Consider the following 18,115-nt stretch of genomic DNA (forward strand, 5'->3'; position numbering starts at 1 on the left):
CATTTCGTGAAATACAATTAGTAGCATTATTGTTTTCGTATAGGATGAAATGCTAAAAGCTATACTACCTATAGTTAAAGGAGAGCTATAGGAGGGAATACGTTGTCCACAAGTAAACAGTTATTATCCATATTTGCCTTAGGAGGCATTAATGAAATTGGAAAAAATATGTATGTAGTACAATATGCAGATGACATCATCATTATTGATTGCGGAGCAAAATTTCCAGATGAAACCTTACTTGGTATTGATTTAATTATTCCTGATATTACTTATTTACTGGAAAATAAAGGAAAAGTAAAGGCTCTAATTGTTACGCATGGTCATGAAGATCACATCGGTGGTATCCCCTATTTATTAAAAAAATTGAATGTGCCTGTGTATGCTACTCGTTTTACTCTAGGGCTTATCGAATTAAAGCTCAAAGAACATAAGCTGTTAAGAGAAACCGATTTAATTGAAATTCACGCTGACTCCGCTCTACATTTAGGACAAATGGATATTAGTTTCTTTAGAACTAATCATAGTATACCTGATTGTTTAGGAATCGTAATGGGCACTCCTGAAGGGAACGTAGTCCATACTGGCGATTTTAAATTTGATTTAACACCCGTTAATAATCAATTTGCCGATATTCATAAAATGGCTGAAATTGGTTCAAAAGGAGTGCTCGTTCTTATCTCGGAAAGTACGAATGCAGAGAGGCCAGGTTTGACACCTTCTGAACAGCTTGTTGGTCACCATATTGAGGATGCTTTTTTACATGCTGAACGGAAAGTAATCATTTCGACCTTTGCTTCAAACGTTAATCGTATCCAACAAATCGTACATGCAGCTATTGCTACCAATAGGAAGTTAGCTTTATTGGGACGCAGCATGGTCAATGTTGTTGATGTAGCGATAGAACGGGGCTATTTATTTGTTCCAGAAGATATGTTAATTGATGCACGAGAAGTGAAATACCTTCCACCAGAGGAGGTCGTGGTACTTTGCACAGGTAGCCAAGGCGAGCCTCTAGCTGCGCTTGCCCGTTTAGCAAATGGCAACCATCGTGAAGTGAAAATTCTTCCAGATGATACGGTTATTTTAGCGGCCTCCCCAATTCCAGGCAATGAGAAGGGTGTATCGCGGATTGTGGATAATTTGTTTCAGCTTGGTGCAAAAGTTATTTATGGATCTTCCAGCCATACAGGCATGCATGTTTCAGGACATGGTCATCAAGAAGATCTGAAGCTTATGCTAACATTTATGAAGCCACAATTTTTCATCCCTATTCATGGTGAATTCCGCATGCTACACCAGCATCGCTTATTAGCAGAAGCGGTTGGAGTCCAAAAAGGGAATACCTTTATTATGAAAAACGGCGATGTCGTTGATATTGAAAACTCGAAGGCACGACAAACTCGTAAAATTCCAGCAGGTGATACGTATGTTGATGGAATCGGCATAGGTGAAGTTGAAGGCATTGTCCTTCGTGATCGCAAGCAGCTTTCAGAAGACGGAATGCTTGTCATCGTCTTAACACTCAATAAAGTAGATGGTGCTTTTATTTCAGAACCTGATACCATATCCCGTGGTTTTGTTTATGCGAAGGATTTCGAGGAGCTGTTGAATAAGGTCAATGTGCTTACCAAAGAAATCGTTGTAGAACTACAAGAAGAAAACAGACAGCAAATCCATGTTCTACGACGTGAAATCAAAAGAGCAGTAGGACAATATTTATTTAACCAAACTAAACGAAAGCCTATGGTTTTACCAATTATTATTGAAATATAACTGATCGGTGCAAGGATTGAATGTCCATCTTGCACCGATTTTTGTTTTGTTCAATCACTTAACATTAAAATGATCATTCAAAAAATCACCATTAAAAAATATATGTAACATATCAATATATTGCCGTTGGAGCTGTTCAAAGCCATAATGTAGGTCATTTGAATGCTGTTTGACTTGCCTTGAAATATGATTAAAATACTGTGGGAGCCCCTCTATCGCCTTTACTAAAGAATCTTTATTAACTAATAAATGTTGGATAGCGTTTAATAACTGTGCTATGTGAAGTTGAATATCAATCGGTGGTAATTCAATCATTATATGATAGACATTACACACGTTATTATTTACTTGATACCATTTTAAAAAGTGCAATAAATAATCACTGACAATTATCGATTCATTAGGGATGATGGCAATAATATCCTGACCAATACATACAGCCTTTTTACACTGATAAATTGAGGATTCTTTCAAATTGATTTTGTTAAGAAGGATACTTTTAGCAGGCACTTGTGACATAGTCAGCGAATCCATTGTATGATCAACTCTCGGTACTTGACTAAAATCATCTTCTATTATTAATTTCATTAGCGTTTTTTCGGTTATGAAAGGAGTGCCTTCTCTCGCAAAACTTGTATCATTCATCATGCTATTACCCATTTGGATTTTTGCTACTTCTTCTATAAAAAACTGCTTCACCATGTTTGATCCTCCAATCCCCTGTCCCATTTTATACCCTTAAAGCAACCTTCACTAACGCCTTTTACCTAGTAACTTATTTAGGCTATTTGTCTAATAAATGATTTATCATTAAACATTGTACCATTTTAACGGTACTTTTTCTCTATTATACCACTATAATAGTATAGTCATTTCCACTATTTTTCACTAGCTTTTAACATAGAGGTGAATCATATGTCAGATTTTTTAAAGCTAGTAGGTGAACAACTCCGTATTATTAGATTATCCAAAGGGCTAAGCCAAGAAGAAGTGGCTGAAAGAACAGGGAAGTTAGGTTTCAGTAAAGGACGCGTTTCCAATATCGAACACGGACAATCTAATATTACCCTTAGTACATTGGAAACAATTATGAAGGCATTGGATATTACCCCTGAGGAGCTTTTTAATTTTCAAAAATTATCTGGCGTTACTGATATTGAGGAAAAGAACCTCATGCTAGACATTCATCGATCATTATTAAGAGAACGTAACTTAGACGAGGTAAAATACGTAGTTCGTATTACGAAGGATTTTTTAGATACGATTGATTCCCAATCGAAGAAAAACAGCTCCAATGGTCAATGACACATTGGAGCTGCTTCTTTTCAATAATAGCTACATACCAAACTTTTGACGATAGCCACATTTTCTGCATAGTTCCTCAACAGCCTCTCTTCGTGAGAAGCCATCTACAATCTTATTGGCACGTTCTCCCTCCACAATTTCTGAGAAGGATTTCTCATGAACATTTCCTAAATTAATGACACCTTCACCATCTAAGCAGCAAGGTACAACTGTTCCATCCACAAGAATAGCTGCTTGACTACGCAATGCATGACAAAAACCTTTACCCTCGTCCTCTTGTTCAAGCAAGCTCGGCCATTTAAATTCATGATCCTGATTCAAATAAACATGAGGAGCAATTTTTACCCCTTTACCAGGCTCTACTCTTTCTTCAATGTGATAGTCAAGATTATACTCGTTTTCTAATATTTCTAATGTCTCACGATTTCGACGTGCTGCAACATCCGAAACATGATCCTGTTGTAAATTCCATAAACGATAGGAAATGATGGTCTTATATTCTCTAGCATCCCGCACAAAATCCAAAATATCCCCCAAATACTTTTCACGGTTTTCAGAACCTTCATGCCCATCAAAACTATGCAATGAGAAATTAATTTGACGTAATGCCGGTTTTCCTAATATTTTTTCCCGATTCTTTTTGATAAGTGTCCCATTTGTTGTGATATTGACTTTAAATCCCTTTGCATGGGCGGCATCTAATAGCTGGTCGATCCTTGGGTGTAAAAGTGGCTCTCCTTTGACATGCAAATAAATATATTTGGTATGTGGGCGAATTTCGTCTAATATTTTATTAAATTGTTCGACTTTTATAAGTCCTTTTGCACGAGCTGTAGGTGGACAAAAACTACATGCTAAATTACAAACACTCGTTATTTCTATATAAACCTTTTTAAATGTTCTCAACGTTGCTTCTCCGTTCCCATTCACTAAATAATCAAATCTCATTCATTTTAACAAATTTATTGGATAGATAGCAAAAATCGTTGAGTTTACCTCTGGACACTCCTACCTTTTCTCTAGATAACATGGCTACACGTACAAGTGGGTTTACGAAGCGCTAATATGTTAATAGTATATTAAACGAAAGGAGGAGAAATAATGTCTGGTTTTAGTTCTAAAAATTTTTTTGGACCTGACGAACCTGAGCGGGAATCCTCTAATAAGCAAGGGAAAAATCATATAACGATTAATTTTACATTCAATATAGGAAATACAGACTTTCACTTTGAACAGCGAGCAGAAGGTGGAGGTCAAATCAATCATGATGTAGGTACAAATGCCAACCAAGGTGGACAAAATGCTAGTAACGGTAGTCATACACGCAATGTTCATTCTCAATTTGCTGATGGAAATGGCAGAAGTGGTATAGCTGGTAATCATAATGACGAGGCAGGTGGCCAGCAAGGAATAAAAGTACGGGATAGCTTAGTAATTGATAGCGATATCCATTCATCTTCAAATCATAGTGAAAGTAATGAAGAGGACATGGATGTGTTAACTGAAGATAGTGAGCAGTAGGATCTAAAAAACTTCTATCTGTTTGAGCAAGCTGTCAACAGATAGAAGTTTTTTATTAGACATTACGTTTATAATTTTTTGTACCATCATATGAATAGAGCATTGGCTTATTATCCACGTATGTTTCTAAATGTACCGGGCGACCCCATAGTTGATAAATATAAGGTAATACATTTTCTAAATACTGCGGATCTAACTCCATCCCTTCGTAACCATGTACTAAGTAGAGCTCACCATTACGTAAATAATCGCCATTTTTCACCACAATATATGGGAAGCCGCCGTTTACACGCATCGATACAAGCTGATCTCGTACCATCTCATGATCTTTATCAGTGATACGATATTCATTCCCTTTCTTTTGGAACAAATATAAATCTTCTCGCTTTGCCAAATCTTTGGTTAGGTAGTTTCGAATAAAGGAAATATCTGATTCTATCTCTCTTACCTCAAAGATTTTTTCACGTCCGGTGTTTGGCTGCACGCCTAACCGCTTCATTTCCTCTGTAGGGTTATTATAGCGATTTTCAATATCCTCAAAAATCTTTATCCCAAGGTAATATGGATTAATTGATGTTTTGGACGGCTGGACAACCCCTGCATTTAACTTGGCGAATTCGATTGTCTCAGCGGTTGTTAATTTTAATTCTCGCATGATTCGTTGATGCCAGAAGGAAGCCCATCCCTCATTCATTATTTTCGTTTCCAATTGTGGCCAAAAATAAAGCATTTCCTCCCGCATCATTGTTAATATATCTCGTTGCCAGTCTTCCAACTCACGGCTATACTCCTCTAGGAATAACAGGATATCCTTTTCTGGCTTTGGTGGAAATTGCTTTAATCTTCGTCTAATAGGTTTATACACTTTTTCTTTTTCTTCGATGCTCCACAAATCATCGTATGGTGATTTTGCTGGTGTTTTTTCATCTTCAAGCTCCTCATCCTCACTCCAAGATAGCTTAGGACGTATAATGGAGGGATCAATATGCTCTTGAATAGCTAACACTGCATCTAAAAACTGCTCAACCTCATCCTTGCCATATTCTCTTTCATAGCCAGCTATTCGTTCGGCCGTTGCCGTCATGCTCTCTACCATGTCTTTTCTAGTATTGGAAAAACGCACATTATTTTTAAAGAAATCACAGTGTGCTAATACGTGAGCGATAATCAATTTATTTTGAGTTAACGTATTGGTATCCAATAAAAATGCATAGCATGGATTAGAATTGATCACAAGCTCATAAATCTGACTAAGCCCTAAGTCATATTGAAGCTTCATTTTATGAAATTGTTTTCCAAAGCTCCAATGGGAAAAACGCGTAGGCATACCATAGGCGCCAAATGTATAAATAATATCTGCTGGACAAATTTCATAACGCATTGGATAGAAATCTAAGCCAAAGCTTGAGGCAATTTCGGTAATTTCATCTATTGCTCGGTGAAGCTCTTTCGTGTCCATTTTACGCCGCCTCCTTTGAACGTGGTGCTGAGCTCACTCTTCATTTTTTTTGAAAAAGCTCTTTAAGGCATCGTATACATCGCCCTTTTTTCTCAAAACATGGTATCTAAATTTGGGATCATCAATTTTCTTGTAAGTATACATAAGTGTTGAAAAACGGTTATGTTGGTTCACCTCACCATAGCCAAACATACTGGAGACATCCATTAACTCTCCCACCAGTTTCAAACACTTTTCATTATCCATTGAAATATTTTCACCATCTGAGAAATGTACAGGATAAATATTATAGCGAGAAGGATGATATTTACCTTCAATCAATTCCAGTGCCTTTTTATAAGCTGACGAACAAATAGTTCCTCCACTTTCTCCCTTTGTGAAAAATTCCTCCTCCGTGACCACCTTCGCCTCTGTATGATGGGCAATAAATTCTATTTCCACTGTTTCATACTTGGAGCGTAAAAACTTCGTCATCCAAAAGAAGAAGCTCCGTGCACAATATTTTTCAAAAGCTCCCATCGAACCACTCGTATCCATCATGGCAAGTACTACTGCTTTGGATTCGGGCTTTTCAATCTCATCCCACGTCTTGAAACGTAAATCATCATTATGGATTGGCGTAATTTCAGCTTTCCCTTTCATGGCATTGCGCTTTATTGCATTTAAAATCGTACGTTTTTTATCAACATTGCCCATTAGCCCTTTTTTTCGAATATCATTAAACTCTATTTTTTCGGTTTTAATATCTGCTTTTTCTTTTTGTTGTAAATTAGGTAACTCAAGTTCATGAAATAAGACGTTCTGAATTTCCTCAATACTGACTTCCGCTTCATAATAATCTTGGCCAGGCTTGTCACCCGCCTCTTTTCCTTTACCTTGAGCCTGATTTGCTTTACTGCCATCTCGAGCTACTACATCTCCAACACTACTATCCCCTTGTCCTTGCCCTACATGCTTAGAGTTATCATAGTTATATCGAATTTTATATTCATCAAGTGAACGAATCGGTATTTTAATAACCTCGCGACCATTAGACATCACAATACTCTCTTCACTAACTAAATCGGGTAAATTATTTTTAATCGCATCCTTCACTTTTTCCATATGGCGTTGCTGGTCCTGGTGCCCTTTACGATGGAGAGACCAATTTTCCTGAGAGATGACAAAGCGTTTATTTTCGTGTTCAGTCATTTTTATCCTCACCCATCTATCAAATTCGCTTTTTCTATACTATGCTTGTGAGCCAAATTCTTGAACTTTTTTCGTAAAATGAATTGTGCATCTATATTAATCCCTTGTCCTGATAGTAAAAGGAGTGCCCTAAAATTGGGACACTCCTATCTGACTTGTAACAATCCAAATCAAGGTGAAAATTAATTACCGATTGAGTAGACTTCCTACATATTGCAGCAGCTCATTTGCCGATGTTGTGTTATAGCCATGTTCATCAACTAGTCTTGCAACAACCTCATTAATTTTCTTCAGTTGAGATTCATCTGGCATTTTAGAAGAAGTAGTAATTTTCACAACATCTTTCAAGTCCGCAAATAATTTCTTTTGAATCGCTTCTCGCAATCTTTCATGAGAGTTGTAGTCAAATCGTTTACCTTTTCGTGCATAAGCAGAAATACGAATGAGAATTTCCTCACGAAATGCCTTTTTAGCATTTTCTGAAATACCAATTTGCTCCTCAATCGAGCGCATTAATTTTTCGTCAGGATTCATTTCCTCACCAGTTAGTCGATCGTATAGCTTATTTTTATTACAAAATGCCTCTACATTATCAAGGTAATTGTTCATCAATGATTTTGCCGATTCTTCATAGGAGTACACAAAAGCCTTTTGTACTTCATTTTTAGCAATTTCATCATATTCCTTACGTGCAACCGCAATGTAATTCATATATTTTTCGCGATCCTCTTGAGAAATAGAAGCATGCTGATCTAATCCATCCTTCAGTGCCCGTAAAACATCTAATGCATTAATCGATGGCACCTCTTTACGAATAATAGCAGAAGAAATACGGTTAATGATATAGCGTGGATCAATACCGTTCATCCCTTCGCTCGGAAACTCTTTTTTCAGCTCCTCCAAGTCAACGGAATTAAATCCCTCCACATTTTCTCCGTCGTACAAGCGCATTTTCTTAATCAGATCCACACCTTGTTTTTTCGGCACTTCTAATCTAGTGAGAACCGAAAAGATTGCTGCGGCCTTTAAAGCATGCGGTGCAATATGGACGTGGGACATATCACTCTCTTTTATCATCTTTTGATATATATGCTCTTCCTGACTAACTTTTAAGTTATACGGTATCGGCATAACGATAATTCGAGAATGTAATGCCTCATTCTTCTTGTTCGAAATAAAGGATCGATACTCCGTTTCGTTTGTATGAGCAACGATTAATTCATCTGCACTAATTAAAGCGAATCTCCCCGCTTTGAAATTTCCTTCCTGTGTTAGAGATAATAAGTTCCACAAGAATTTCTCATCGAGTTTCAGCATCTCCTGGAATTCCATCATACCCCTATTGGCTTTATTGAGTTCCCCATCGAAGCGATATGCTCGGGGATCTGATTCTGAACCAAACTCACCAATAGTAGAAAAATCAATACTTCCTGTTAAATCAGCAATATCCTGTGATTTAGGATCTGATGGTGTAAATGTTCCGATGCCCACACGTTTATCTTCCGAAAAGGTAATACGTTCAATCATCACGTTTTCAATACGCCCATCGTATTCCTTTTCAAGACGCATCGTATTTAAAGGCGATAAACTTCCTTCAATTCTTATACCATACTCTTCAAAAAATTCATTACGCAAATGATGTGGAATTAAATGTAATGGATCTTCATGCATAGGACATCCCTTAATTGCGTAAACCGCACCCTCATCTGTGCGCGAATATTGTTCTAATCCACGCTTCAGTAAAGTAACGATTGTTGATTTACCACCACTAACAGGTCCCATTAATAATAAAATACGTTTTCTAACATCTAACCTGCGCGCTGCTGGATGGAAATATTCCTCCACCAGTCTTTCAATTGCTGTTTCAAGCCCAAAAATTTCTTGTCCGAAAAATTTGTACATTTTTTGCCCATCGCGTTCCTCTACACCAGAACTTTTTATCATATTGTAGACGCGTGAATGGGCTGTTTGAGCAACTTCAGGTCTTTCCCTAATGATGTTTAAATAATCTGCAAATGTCCCTTCCCACTTCAGCCTATTTTCTTCTTCGCGATAGTTTTTCACTTTATCTAAAATGTTAATAGCCTTCCCTCCATTCAGGGCTTGATTTATAACATAGTATGAAGTTAATCGCATGATGATACCCATTACTTTTTCTTTGACGACGTTTCTTCTTATTATTTCTTTTTTAGGGATAAAAAGATTGCGGATTTATTGGCTGTTTAAGCTTACTGAATGAAGATAAAAATTTCGGTTATTCTAACGTTAGAAAGGAGGTCCATCATTGCATCGCCATTTTATTTTTCTTTTCACATTTTTATTTTTAGGAATGATGCTGTACCCTACTGCCTCTTTTGCAAAAGAGGAGCTAACAGAAGAAGAAGCTTTACAACAGCGTATGTCCTATTATGTACAATTTGATGAATTACTCATTCCTTGGCATTTTTTAGCGGCTATCGATCAGTATGAAAGAAATCTCCAATCTGTTCGTAAAGATATCCCTAAACGAGAAGGCTATTTGGCTATCCAATTTTCTGATGAATATTGGTCAGGCGCATTAAATCCTGTAAAGGAAGATACCTCACCTGAGACGATTAGCTATTTCGGTGGTATGGGCCTTGATGGGAATCATGATGGAATCGCTAGTCCAAAGGATGATGAGGATGTCATTTTTTCAATGGCTAGTTATTTAGGAAAATTCGGCACGACTGATGAGGATTTTAAATTAGCATTATGGGAATATTATGGAAGTGAAGAAGCAGTCAATCAAATTTTTACGATTTCCACACTGTACAGACATTTTAAAACAATTGAACTGGATGCACATACCTTCCCTCTCAATATTCGCTCGAATTACAGTTACAGGGGTACTTGGGGTGCCAATAGAGGCTGGGGTGGACGTCGGATTCATGAAGGAACCGATATTTTTGCAAGTTATGGAACCCCTGTCTTATCTACCTCCTATGGAATTGTTGAGGTAAAAGGCTGGAATCAATTTGGTGGCTGGCGTATTGGTATTCGTGATAATCATAACTCCTATCACTATTATGCCCACCTTGGTAGCTATCATAAGGACATTGAGGTAGGCTCTGTTGTAGAGCCTGGCACGGTGCTTGGCTATGTGGGAAGCTCTGGATATGGGAAAGAAGGTACATCAGGAAAATTCCCTCCTCATCTTCATTATGGTATTTACAAATTTAATGGAAGAACCGAATGGGCTTTTGATCCATACCCTTCATTATTGCAATGGGAGCGGCAAGCAAAAAAACAAAAACAATAGATCTTTTATAATACATGGCACTTGAAGCATTTTGCTACAGGTGCTTTTTTCTTATTATATAGGAAAATTATACGCAAATATATTCATTAGTCGTTAGACATCTATATATATTTAACTACAGGCAACCCAGAACCTATTATACGGTTGTACTAAAAAACTATTTTTAACTATTTTTACCGAAAGCCTTATTAATCTACACAAATAGTTATAAAATAATAATTATGATTGAATAAAATTCTCAATGAGATAGTAAAGGGATGGGGAAATGAAAGGCATTTTACAGTTTAAAACACTTAAAGCTCGAATTTTAAGTGCATTTATTTTTTTGTTAGTTTTAGTAGTGAGCTTTACAACCTATACTTACAATTCCAATACAAATATGGAGAGACAGGCAAAAGGTTTAGTAAAGGAAGATCTAGTTGTTTTAAATGCCAGTAAAAATTTAGCATTATCTATGAGTGTGCGACTATCAGCAGCTTTAAACTATGTAATGACTGGTGATGAAAAATATAAGGAAACGTTTAATGAATATCGTCAAATGGCTGAGGAAAACAATGCTATTCTAGACGAATATGAAACATCAGATGAACGTACTCTGCTAGTAGAAATAGCACGTGATTGGAGTAATCTTGTCAACACTGAGGTGTTTGATATCTACGAAAAGGGCAATAAAGAGTTAGCTTTAGAAAATTTAATGGATACACATGCCCTCGTGACAAAAGTACGCAATGGTTATGAGGAACTTGCGGATGAACGTGCCGATGCGATTACGTCCGTTGGTAATGATGTTGTTTCAACAAGCTCTCAAAACCGAACAATCGGGATTGCTTTCAGTTTAATTTTAACTATAGCTGGTATTCTAATTGCTATTATCACTGCTAGTACCATTTCCAGACCGGTTAAAGTTGTAGCGAATCGTATGAAAGAATTAGCAGATGGTAATTTGCAACTGGAGCCATTAGCAGTGAAAACACGAGATGAAATCGGCACGTTAATGCTTGCTGCTAATGAAATGAACAATAAATTAAAACAAACGATTCATTCCATCTACACCGTTTCAGAAACAGTGGCCGCAAGTAGTGAAGAGCTGGCTCAATCATCGAATGAAGTACAAGCAGGTACAGAGCAAATTACAGTAACCATGCAAGAGCTTGCTTCAGGTACAGAAACACAAGCGTCCACAACGGGTGATTTAGCAGAAACAATGACAGCCTTTAAGCGCAGTATTCATGACACGACACAAGAAGGCGTTGAATTAAAAGAACATTCTAGCCATGTCCAAAATTTAACGGTTTCTGGTAAAGGCTTAATGGTTCAATCGACTAAACAAATGGCTGCGATTAATGATATTATGCTAGATTCTGTGAAAAAGGTTGAAAGTTTGAATGAACAGTCCGCCGAAATTTCCAAGCTTGTGTCAGTTATAGACGAGATTTCAAATCAAACAAATTTACTCGCACTCAATGCAGCGATTGAAGCAGCACGAGCAGGTGAACACGGAAAAGGCTTTGCCGTTGTCGCAGATGAAGTCCGCAAGCTCGCTGAACAAGTACAATTCTCTGTCACGGATATTTCAACAATCGTCCATCGTATTCAAGGTGAGACAGACAATGTCACTTCTGCCCTACAATCAGGCTATGAAGAAGTTAAAAGAGGAACCGCACAGCTCGATCAAACAAACGAAACATTTGATCAAATATCAAATGCAGTAGAGGATATGATCGAGAATATTACGACCATTTCTACTAATTTACATCATCTTGCTCAAAATTCGGAGACCATTAATGTCTCTATAGATGACATGGCTTCTATTTCACAGGAATCCGCCGCCGGTGTTGAACAAACAACAGCAACTGTAGAGGAAACCGCCGCTACAATGGATGAAATCGCTAGAAGTGCAAATCAACTCGCAGGAATGGCTGAAGAACTAAACACCCAACTACAGCAATTTAAAATTTAACGAACTACACAACAAAAGCTATCTCAAATTTTTCTAATTCGAGATAGCTTTTTCGATTATTGCCAATGATTGATCGGAACTCTTTCCAATTCATGACGTTTGATAATTACGCTTATCTTTTGAAACCATTTCTCACAAAGCTCCATAGCTTCCTTGTAGTCCTCTTCCTCTTTTGAAATTGGCTCTTCACCATTATCCATAAACATATATTCTTGAATTGGCTCTGATAAATGATCCACCACTAATTTTAAAGAAAGCTGTGAAATTGTATCTTCCTCCACCTCCACTTCCTCTATTTCATCCGCTTCCCCAAGTAAAGACCCACTCATAAGGTGATTCTTTGTTCTAATCATAAACTCTTCGTCTTCCATGATGGCCACTTCATATATTTTGTTAAATGGAATCTCTATTATTGTCAACTCTTCATCTAGCGATTCTCTTCGTGCAAAAATAAGCGTATTTGTCTGTTCATTTAACAATAAAGCATTTAAAGCATCATTGGATAATGTACATTGGGTATGAGGAATAGCCATTATCTCTTCTTCACTAGCTTCCGTCATTTGTACCAAAGTTTGTGCAGCAATATAACGTTCTTTTATATATCGAATGCTACCAATACTGACTAAAGCAAGTCCTATTAAAAAAAATAATGGCTTAATGATGGCTAATTCAATTGCATTTGCTAGAAAAAGATAGACAATCCCTAATAAAATGAAGAAAATATTTTTCATTCAGACCCCGCCTTTATCAAGATAATTGCTAGAAAAAATAGGTTGATGTACTAGCAATTTTATTCTCGACTCTAGCTTTTCATTCTAATAAAAAACACGAATCCATTGAAATTCAATGACCTCGTGCTCTCCATAGTTTAATTTTTCTTTACTGCTTGCACCAAGGACATGTTGTGATGGTAGTACAAGTAAGCTCACCACGACAATTGTGATACCCATTATAAATTGACTTGAAAGCTTCCCCTAACATTCCCGGAATCCGGCTAATCCCAATAACAATCATACCAGCAATAATCATACTGCGTATTTTAGACTATTGAATGCATCTTTAATTAGTGTTTATTTACTTGAGAATACATCATTGTGAAGTTTTCATTCACCATGTCATTTATTGAACCTTTCCATTTCGGTATAAAATCATTTTGTCATATCAACATAAAAAAACAGCTACGACCTCAATGCGAGTTGTAGCTGCCTATTTCATTCCACTTACCCCTAAGTGTTTGATTGCATTATACGTTTTGTGTGACAAGTAAAACGGATGGTATAAACGATAGTGCAAACATAGCGATATACCATAATGAAGTACGACGTAATGAAAAACGAACTTTTTTTCGTTCTGCATAAAAAATATCTAACATAACTGCAACAATAAAAGGCATTGTAACGCATGCAATAGCTACTAATAAGATGTCAAAATAAATCATACAAGCACCCCTTTGTTTGTGAACATTTTTCATCTTTTTTGTGAACAATTTGTGATAAATTTATTGTACACAATTTCGTCACAAATTGTCAACGAATTTTAAAGAAAAAAATGGTACTTTATGATTTAAAACATCTGTCTGTTACCCTCTATATTTATATGTTAAGCCCCTTAAAAAATTACGTACGAACGAATCACCGCACTCTTTATAATTACGGTGACTTGGATTTCTTAAAATGGCACCTAATTCACCTTTTGTCACCTTAATTCCACCATCATATAAAATTTCAAGCATCTCCTCAGTTGTTAAGGATAAGGCAATTTTCACTTTCTTTAATAGCATATTGTTCGGACTTTCTTTTCCAGACACAGGTAGTGGTCCCTCAGCCTGTCCTTCCTTTGGCTTCTGTGGCCCACGTTTAAAGGTAATGAGTCCATTTAAAAAAGCTTCCAACATTTTATTATTACAACTAATGTATGTTTCTGGTGCTTCTTCCTCATCATTAATCTTAATGAGCATATTTAATACTTCTTCTTTCGTATAGTTCATACCACCTAGCTTAAAAATTTCCACCATATCTACATTTTTTATATCGAATGCATAGCGTAAACGAATTAAAATATCATTATTCGTCATTCTGTTGTTCCTCCTTTAATCAACCTTCTATAGTAAAGAGCCAGGCTTAATTATAACAGAGAGTTTGCTGATTATTGCTGGCTTTCCACAAGTTGTTGTTATTAGCATTTAGCGTGTGCGTTTCCTTCTTTTTAAATGTATGAAAAGTTGGTAAGCAACCATTCTAAGCTCAAGGAGGTGAGAACAATGGCTAACAATAACCGTAGTTCAAATAAGCTTCTAGTACCTGGCGTACACGAAGCTGTCAATCAAATGAAATATGAAATTGCACAAGAATTTGGCGTTCAGCTTGGGCCAGAAGCATCTTCTCGCGCAAATGGTTCCGTTGGAGGAGAAATTACAAAACGCCTTGTTGAAATCGCTGAGAAACGTTCAAAAGGTTTATTATAATTAAATAAAAACTAATAAAAAAAGAACGAATCCCATTTGAAGAAGTGGAATTCGTTCTTTCGTGATGTATAGGATTAAGCCGTTTGCAAACCCTTGCCTGTTCCCTGAAGTGTCAGCATGACGATAAAGGAAATGCAATACAATGCTGCTAAGTAAATCATAACGACTGTCATATCGTAACTTTGTAAAATATAGCCGACAAAGATTGGTGAAAATCCTCCTATTGCTCGACCAAAGTTAAAAATAGTATTTGTTGCTGTACTGCGAATTTGGACTGGATAGAAGCTACTAATTAATGCACCATACCCTGCAAACATTCCGTTAGAGAAAAATCCTACAACTGCACCGCCTAATAATATGGCTATTGCACCTGTTGCAAAGGAATAAAGGAATACTGCACAGGCTGAGGCTAATAAAAAGATACCGAATGTACGCTTTGCACCAAAACGATCCATAAATCTACCAAATGTCAGCATTCCAATAATCATGCCGACAGCGGTACTAATTGTCCACAAGGCTGAGCTGGAAACTGATAATCCTTGCGATTTTTGTAGCATAGATGGTAGCCAGATCATGAGGCCATTATAGCCTGCGATTTGAACAGTAGCCATTAAAATCAGCGAAAGAGTCGTCATCGTGATTCGTGGTGAAGCAAATAATTGGGCCAGTTTCCCTTTCTCTTGCTTATTGTTTTGTTTATTCTGTGACGCCACCCATTCTGGTGATTCATCAAGATTTTTACGTACGATAAAGGCAAAAATGACTGGTAATAAACCGACGAAGAATAAAGCTCTCCATCCTAAAGTTGGTAAAATGATGGCACTTAGTAATGCCGCTAAGATCACCCCATACTGTGCCCCTACACTTACATACGAAGAAGCTCTTCCTTGTTTATTCTTCGGCCAAGCCTCCGCCACAAGTGCCATACCAATACCATATTCCCCACCAGCTCCTAAGCCAGCGATAAATCTATAAACATAAACTTGCTCAATACTTGTTGCTACGCCTGTTAAGGCTGTTCCGATGGCAAATAATATGACGGTATACGTAAACACTTTTACGCGACCATATTTGTCGGCCAACACACCAAAAATAATACCACCCATTAGCATTCCAATATTCGTGATGGATGAAATCAATCCACCAGTTGCAAGATCAATATTAAATTCTGCAATAATCATTGTCATAGCAAAAGAAATAAACATAATGTCCATTCCCTCTAGCGTTAACCCTGCCACTGAAGCGACCACGGTTTTTTTACGATAATCCATTCTTTGTAGCCTCCAATTTTCTAGTTGTCGATCTCTTTTAGTGAATGGATTATAGCTGTCTTGTCCATTCTCTTTTGAAGCCTCACGGGACTTCCTTTAAAAGAGGAGTATGGAACAATAATAAAAGCCCTTCCGTCACAGAGGACAAAAGGGCATGACAAAGCAAAGATATTAGCTTAAAAATATCACATAGCCCTTTTCAGCCTCTCTGGACCGTATTAAAGGATTTATATATCGTTCATTTATACCGTTCTACATTCTATAAGATTACGAATGAAAAAGCAATGGTTGAATAGTGGAAATTAGCCTGATACTTCAATAAAGTTTTGGGCAAATTGATAAATCAAATGAGCTGGTACAGCTAAGTTCAGATTCTGACCATCATCAAAGCCTGCTGTTATCAAACCGACCAATCGTCCATGCATATCCAATAAAGCACCACCAGAACTGCCATTGGAAATAGCAGCCGTAAATTGAATCATGGACATTTTTCGAAGATCTCGAAAGCCTGAAACAATTCCATCAGAAACTGAATTAAATAATCCTAAGGGACTGCCAATCGCCACAATTTTTTGCCCGCGAACTAATTGACTCTCTATTTTAACAGGCAAAGGTAGACTTGTTCTGTCTACCTTCAAAATAGCCAAATCATGCATGTCATGATATTTCACAAATTGATGGGTAATATATTCGTTTGGATCATTTTCATATAGCACTGAATAATAGTTCCCACCACCTACAACATGCAAGTTCGTCAAAATATAGCCATCGCGATGGAGAACAACTCCAGAACCAAAACATAACACCTTACCATCTGCACCAAATGTCTTTATCATCACAACAGATGTCGCTAAAGAAGCCAACTGTTCATAACTACACTCTTCTGTAGTAACCATGCTAGTACTATGAACTGGGAGAATCGTCGGTTGTTGTGGTGGTATGCTTTTCATCGAGAGCATTTTAGGGATTATGAATTCTTTTTCATAGCAATTACGACAACTCTGCAAAGTAGATGATGCTGCTATGATAGGATACAAATTAGTGATATCCCCTTTAGGGTTCATATAACATATATCGCAGCCAAGTGTCGATAAAAAATATAAGAATAATGATTCATGCTGCGTAATGTCTCCTATAAAAACAATTTTAAAGGATGCTTGATTTTCCTTAGAAAAAATTTGTGGTAAATAATAATCCATCCAATATAAAAATTTAACTGCAAAGTTTTTTAGTAACGTGTCATTAGCATGCGGCTGATGTTCTTTAAAAAGATGGAGAATTTTTTTAAAGCTAAGCTTTTTTGTCCATTCAAGTTGATCATTCGGTAATTTACCGCATAAAGATGTCTCATACAGTAACTGCATACTATCAGCAGCAGCCTGCCAATCTCCCCAAAGCTCCGACAGTCTATCTGCATCTTTCTTATTATTGATGACCTCAAGCCTATGTAGTCGTAAATAAAATACGCTTTGCTTTGTGAAATACTCATCCATTTTTAAAATATCTTCTTTATAAAGATCTACAGAATCAGGTATACCAATATAACGTAGAAAGACCACTTCCTTCGTAAGGGCATTATTGTGAGGATTGATCTGCATAAACTCCTGAAAAGGATTGGCTAACTTTTTATACTTAATTTTTAACGGTCTCGTTGTCACAACCATCTTCATACAACTCCTATAAAACGTCATTACATATAATGGTACTTATATACAATTCTCTGATTTCTCTCTAAATCCTCTATTCCTTACGAACAAAAAAGCCCAACTCTATAAAGAATTGGACGTTTTCTTCACCTTTCTCAAATAAAAATCGACAGAAATATGACTAATGGTAGGGCTTGTCTAAAACAAGAACCCTGCCACCAGCATCTATAGCTAGAGCACCA

At 36.9% G+C, this 18,115-nt stretch carries 17 protein-coding genes; 6 read left to right on the forward strand and 11 right to left on the reverse strand.

Going from position 1 to position 18,115, the window contains the following annotated elements:
- The first annotated feature begins 102 nt into the window (after positions 1-102).
- On the forward strand, positions 103-1,776 hold the full coding sequence (locus MHI22_RS12880) for a ribonuclease J (protein WP_036123392.1): 1,674 nt from the start codon (positions 103-105) through the stop codon (positions 1,774-1,776).
- A gap of 54 nt (positions 1,777-1,830) precedes the next feature.
- On the opposite strand, the gene MHI22_RS12885 is transcribed toward MHI22_RS12880, so the two are convergent.
- Complete coding sequence (locus MHI22_RS12885) at positions 1,831-2,478, reverse strand: hypothetical protein (RefSeq protein WP_340812158.1); 648 nt, start codon at positions 2,476-2,478, stop codon at positions 1,831-1,833.
- 213 nt (positions 2,479-2,691) lie between these two features.
- On the opposite strand from MHI22_RS12885, the gene MHI22_RS12890 reads away from it, so the two are divergent.
- Positions 2,692-3,081 (forward strand): helix-turn-helix domain-containing protein, encoded by a 390-nt coding sequence (locus MHI22_RS12890; protein WP_004225641.1) that lies wholly within the window; start codon positions 2,692-2,694, stop codon positions 3,079-3,081.
- 30 nt (positions 3,082-3,111) lie between these two features.
- Here MHI22_RS12890 and MHI22_RS12895 read toward each other — a convergent pair whose 3' ends face one another.
- On the reverse strand, positions 3,112-3,987 hold the full coding sequence (locus MHI22_RS12895) for a radical SAM/SPASM domain-containing protein (protein ID WP_058844185.1): 876 nt from the start codon (positions 3,985-3,987) through the stop codon (positions 3,112-3,114).
- A gap of 195 nt (positions 3,988-4,182) precedes the next feature.
- Here MHI22_RS12895 and MHI22_RS12900 point away from each other — a divergent pair, with 195 nt between their 5' ends.
- A complete protein-coding gene (locus MHI22_RS12900) occupies positions 4,183-4,602 on the forward strand; it encodes a hypothetical protein (RefSeq protein ID WP_036123400.1) in 420 nt (139 codons plus the stop codon).
- A gap of 55 nt (positions 4,603-4,657) precedes the next feature.
- Here MHI22_RS12900 and MHI22_RS12905 read toward each other — a convergent pair whose 3' ends face one another.
- The 3 genes from MHI22_RS12905 to MHI22_RS12915 all read right to left on the reverse strand — a co-directional run bounded on the left by MHI22_RS12905 (position 4,658) and on the right by MHI22_RS12915 (position 9,334).
- On the reverse strand, positions 4,658-6,061 hold the full coding sequence (locus MHI22_RS12905) for a SpoVR family protein (RefSeq protein WP_036123402.1): 1,404 nt from the start codon (positions 6,059-6,061) through the stop codon (positions 4,658-4,660).
- A 33-nt stretch (positions 6,062-6,094) separates the two neighbouring features.
- Positions 6,095-7,252: a sporulation protein YhbH gene (gene yhbH, locus MHI22_RS12910; protein ID WP_036123405.1), complete on the reverse strand. Its 1,158-nt coding sequence runs from the start codon at positions 7,250-7,252 to the stop codon at positions 6,095-6,097.
- Between the two features lie 186 nt (positions 7,253-7,438).
- Complete coding sequence (locus tag MHI22_RS12915; RefSeq protein WP_036123495.1) at positions 7,439-9,334, reverse strand: PrkA family serine protein kinase; 1,896 nt, start codon at positions 9,332-9,334, stop codon at positions 7,439-7,441.
- 202 nt (positions 9,335-9,536) lie between these two features.
- Here MHI22_RS12915 and MHI22_RS12920 point away from each other — a divergent pair, with 202 nt between their 5' ends.
- Positions 9,537-10,532: a M23 family metallopeptidase gene (locus MHI22_RS12920; protein WP_036123406.1), complete on the forward strand. Its 996-nt coding sequence runs from the start codon at positions 9,537-9,539 to the stop codon at positions 10,530-10,532.
- Positions 10,533-10,797: 265 nt separating this feature from the next.
- Positions 10,798-12,492, forward strand: a complete 1,695-nt coding sequence (locus MHI22_RS12925) for a methyl-accepting chemotaxis protein (protein WP_340812160.1) — start codon at positions 10,798-10,800, stop codon at positions 12,490-12,492.
- A gap of 56 nt (positions 12,493-12,548) precedes the next feature.
- Here the strand turns inward: MHI22_RS12925 and MHI22_RS12930 are convergent, their stop codons facing one another.
- The 4 genes from MHI22_RS12930 to MHI22_RS12945 all read right to left on the reverse strand — a co-directional run bounded on the left by MHI22_RS12930 (position 12,549) and on the right by MHI22_RS12945 (position 14,566).
- On the reverse strand, positions 12,549-13,223 hold the full coding sequence (locus MHI22_RS12930; protein WP_036123410.1) for a hypothetical protein: 675 nt from the start codon (positions 13,221-13,223) through the stop codon (positions 12,549-12,551).
- Positions 13,224-13,307: 84 nt separating this feature from the next.
- Entirely contained in the window at positions 13,308-13,442 is a 135-nt protein-coding gene (locus tag MHI22_RS12935) for a hypothetical protein (RefSeq protein ID WP_257982955.1), read from the reverse strand.
- A gap of 293 nt (positions 13,443-13,735) precedes the next feature.
- Positions 13,736-13,930 (reverse strand): hypothetical protein, encoded by a 195-nt coding sequence (locus tag MHI22_RS12940; RefSeq protein WP_036123412.1) that lies wholly within the window; start codon positions 13,928-13,930, stop codon positions 13,736-13,738.
- Between the two features lie 141 nt (positions 13,931-14,071).
- Positions 14,072-14,566 (reverse strand): YehS family protein, encoded by a 495-nt coding sequence (locus tag MHI22_RS12945; RefSeq protein WP_036123415.1) that lies wholly within the window; start codon positions 14,564-14,566, stop codon positions 14,072-14,074.
- 186 nt (positions 14,567-14,752) lie between these two features.
- On the opposite strand from MHI22_RS12945, the gene MHI22_RS12950 reads away from it, so the two are divergent.
- Positions 14,753-14,956 carry an alpha/beta-type small acid-soluble spore protein gene (locus MHI22_RS12950; RefSeq protein WP_004225662.1) on the forward strand — a complete coding sequence of 68 codons (204 nt, stop codon included), beginning with the start codon at positions 14,753-14,755 and terminating at the stop codon, positions 14,954-14,956.
- A gap of 74 nt (positions 14,957-15,030) precedes the next feature.
- On the opposite strand, the gene MHI22_RS12955 is transcribed toward MHI22_RS12950, so the two are convergent.
- A complete protein-coding gene (locus MHI22_RS12955; protein ID WP_101966919.1) occupies positions 15,031-16,227 on the reverse strand; it encodes an MFS transporter in 1,197 nt (398 codons plus the stop codon).
- A gap of 302 nt (positions 16,228-16,529) precedes the next feature.
- Positions 16,530-17,891 (reverse strand): trypsin-like peptidase domain-containing protein, encoded by a 1,362-nt coding sequence (locus MHI22_RS12960; protein ID WP_340812162.1) that lies wholly within the window; start codon positions 17,889-17,891, stop codon positions 16,530-16,532.
- Positions 17,892-18,115 lie beyond the last annotated feature (224 nt).

Source organism: Lysinibacillus sp. FSL L8-0312, assembly GCF_038003285.1.
Taxonomy (GTDB): domain Bacteria; phylum Bacillota; class Bacilli; order Bacillales_A; family Planococcaceae; genus Lysinibacillus; species Lysinibacillus fusiformis_D.

Excerpts from the sequence above, each read along its gene's own strand:
- MHI22_RS12885 (WP_340812158.1), bottom strand. The coding sequence starts at position 2,478 with ATGGTGAAGCAGTTTTTTATAGAAGAAGTAGCAAAAATCCAAATGGGT.
- MHI22_RS12890 (WP_004225641.1), top strand. The coding sequence starts at position 2,692 with ATGTCAGATTTTTTAAAGCTAGTAGGTGAACAACTCCGTATTATTAGA.
- MHI22_RS12900 (WP_036123400.1), top strand. The coding sequence starts at position 4,183 with ATGTCTGGTTTTAGTTCTAAAAATTTTTTTGGACCTGACGAACCTGAG.
- MHI22_RS12905 (WP_036123402.1), bottom strand. The coding sequence starts at position 6,061 with ATGGACACGAAAGAGCTTCACCGAGCAATAGATGAAATTACCGAAATT.
- yhbH (WP_036123405.1), bottom strand. The coding sequence starts at position 7,252 with ATGACTGAACACGAAAATAAACGCTTTGTCATCTCTCAGGAAAATTGG.
- MHI22_RS12925 (WP_340812160.1), top strand. The coding sequence starts at position 10,798 with ATGAAAGGCATTTTACAGTTTAAAACACTTAAAGCTCGAATTTTAAGT.
- MHI22_RS12930 (WP_036123410.1), bottom strand. The coding sequence starts at position 13,223 with ATGAAAAATATTTTCTTCATTTTATTAGGGATTGTCTATCTTTTTCTA.
- MHI22_RS12935 (WP_257982955.1), bottom strand. The coding sequence starts at position 13,442 with ATGGGTATCACAATTGTCGTGGTGAGCTTACTTGTACTACCATCACAA.
- MHI22_RS12940 (WP_036123412.1), bottom strand. The coding sequence starts at position 13,930 with ATGATTTATTTTGACATCTTATTAGTAGCTATTGCATGCGTTACAATG.
- MHI22_RS12945 (WP_036123415.1), bottom strand. The coding sequence starts at position 14,566 with ATGACGAATAATGATATTTTAATTCGTTTACGCTATGCATTCGATATA.
- MHI22_RS12950 (WP_004225662.1), top strand. The coding sequence starts at position 14,753 with ATGGCTAACAATAACCGTAGTTCAAATAAGCTTCTAGTACCTGGCGTA.
- MHI22_RS12955 (WP_101966919.1), bottom strand. The coding sequence starts at position 16,227 with ATGGATTATCGTAAAAAAACCGTGGTCGCTTCAGTGGCAGGGTTAACG.
- MHI22_RS12960 (WP_340812162.1), bottom strand. The coding sequence starts at position 17,891 with ATGGTTGTGACAACGAGACCGTTAAAAATTAAGTATAAAAAGTTAGCC.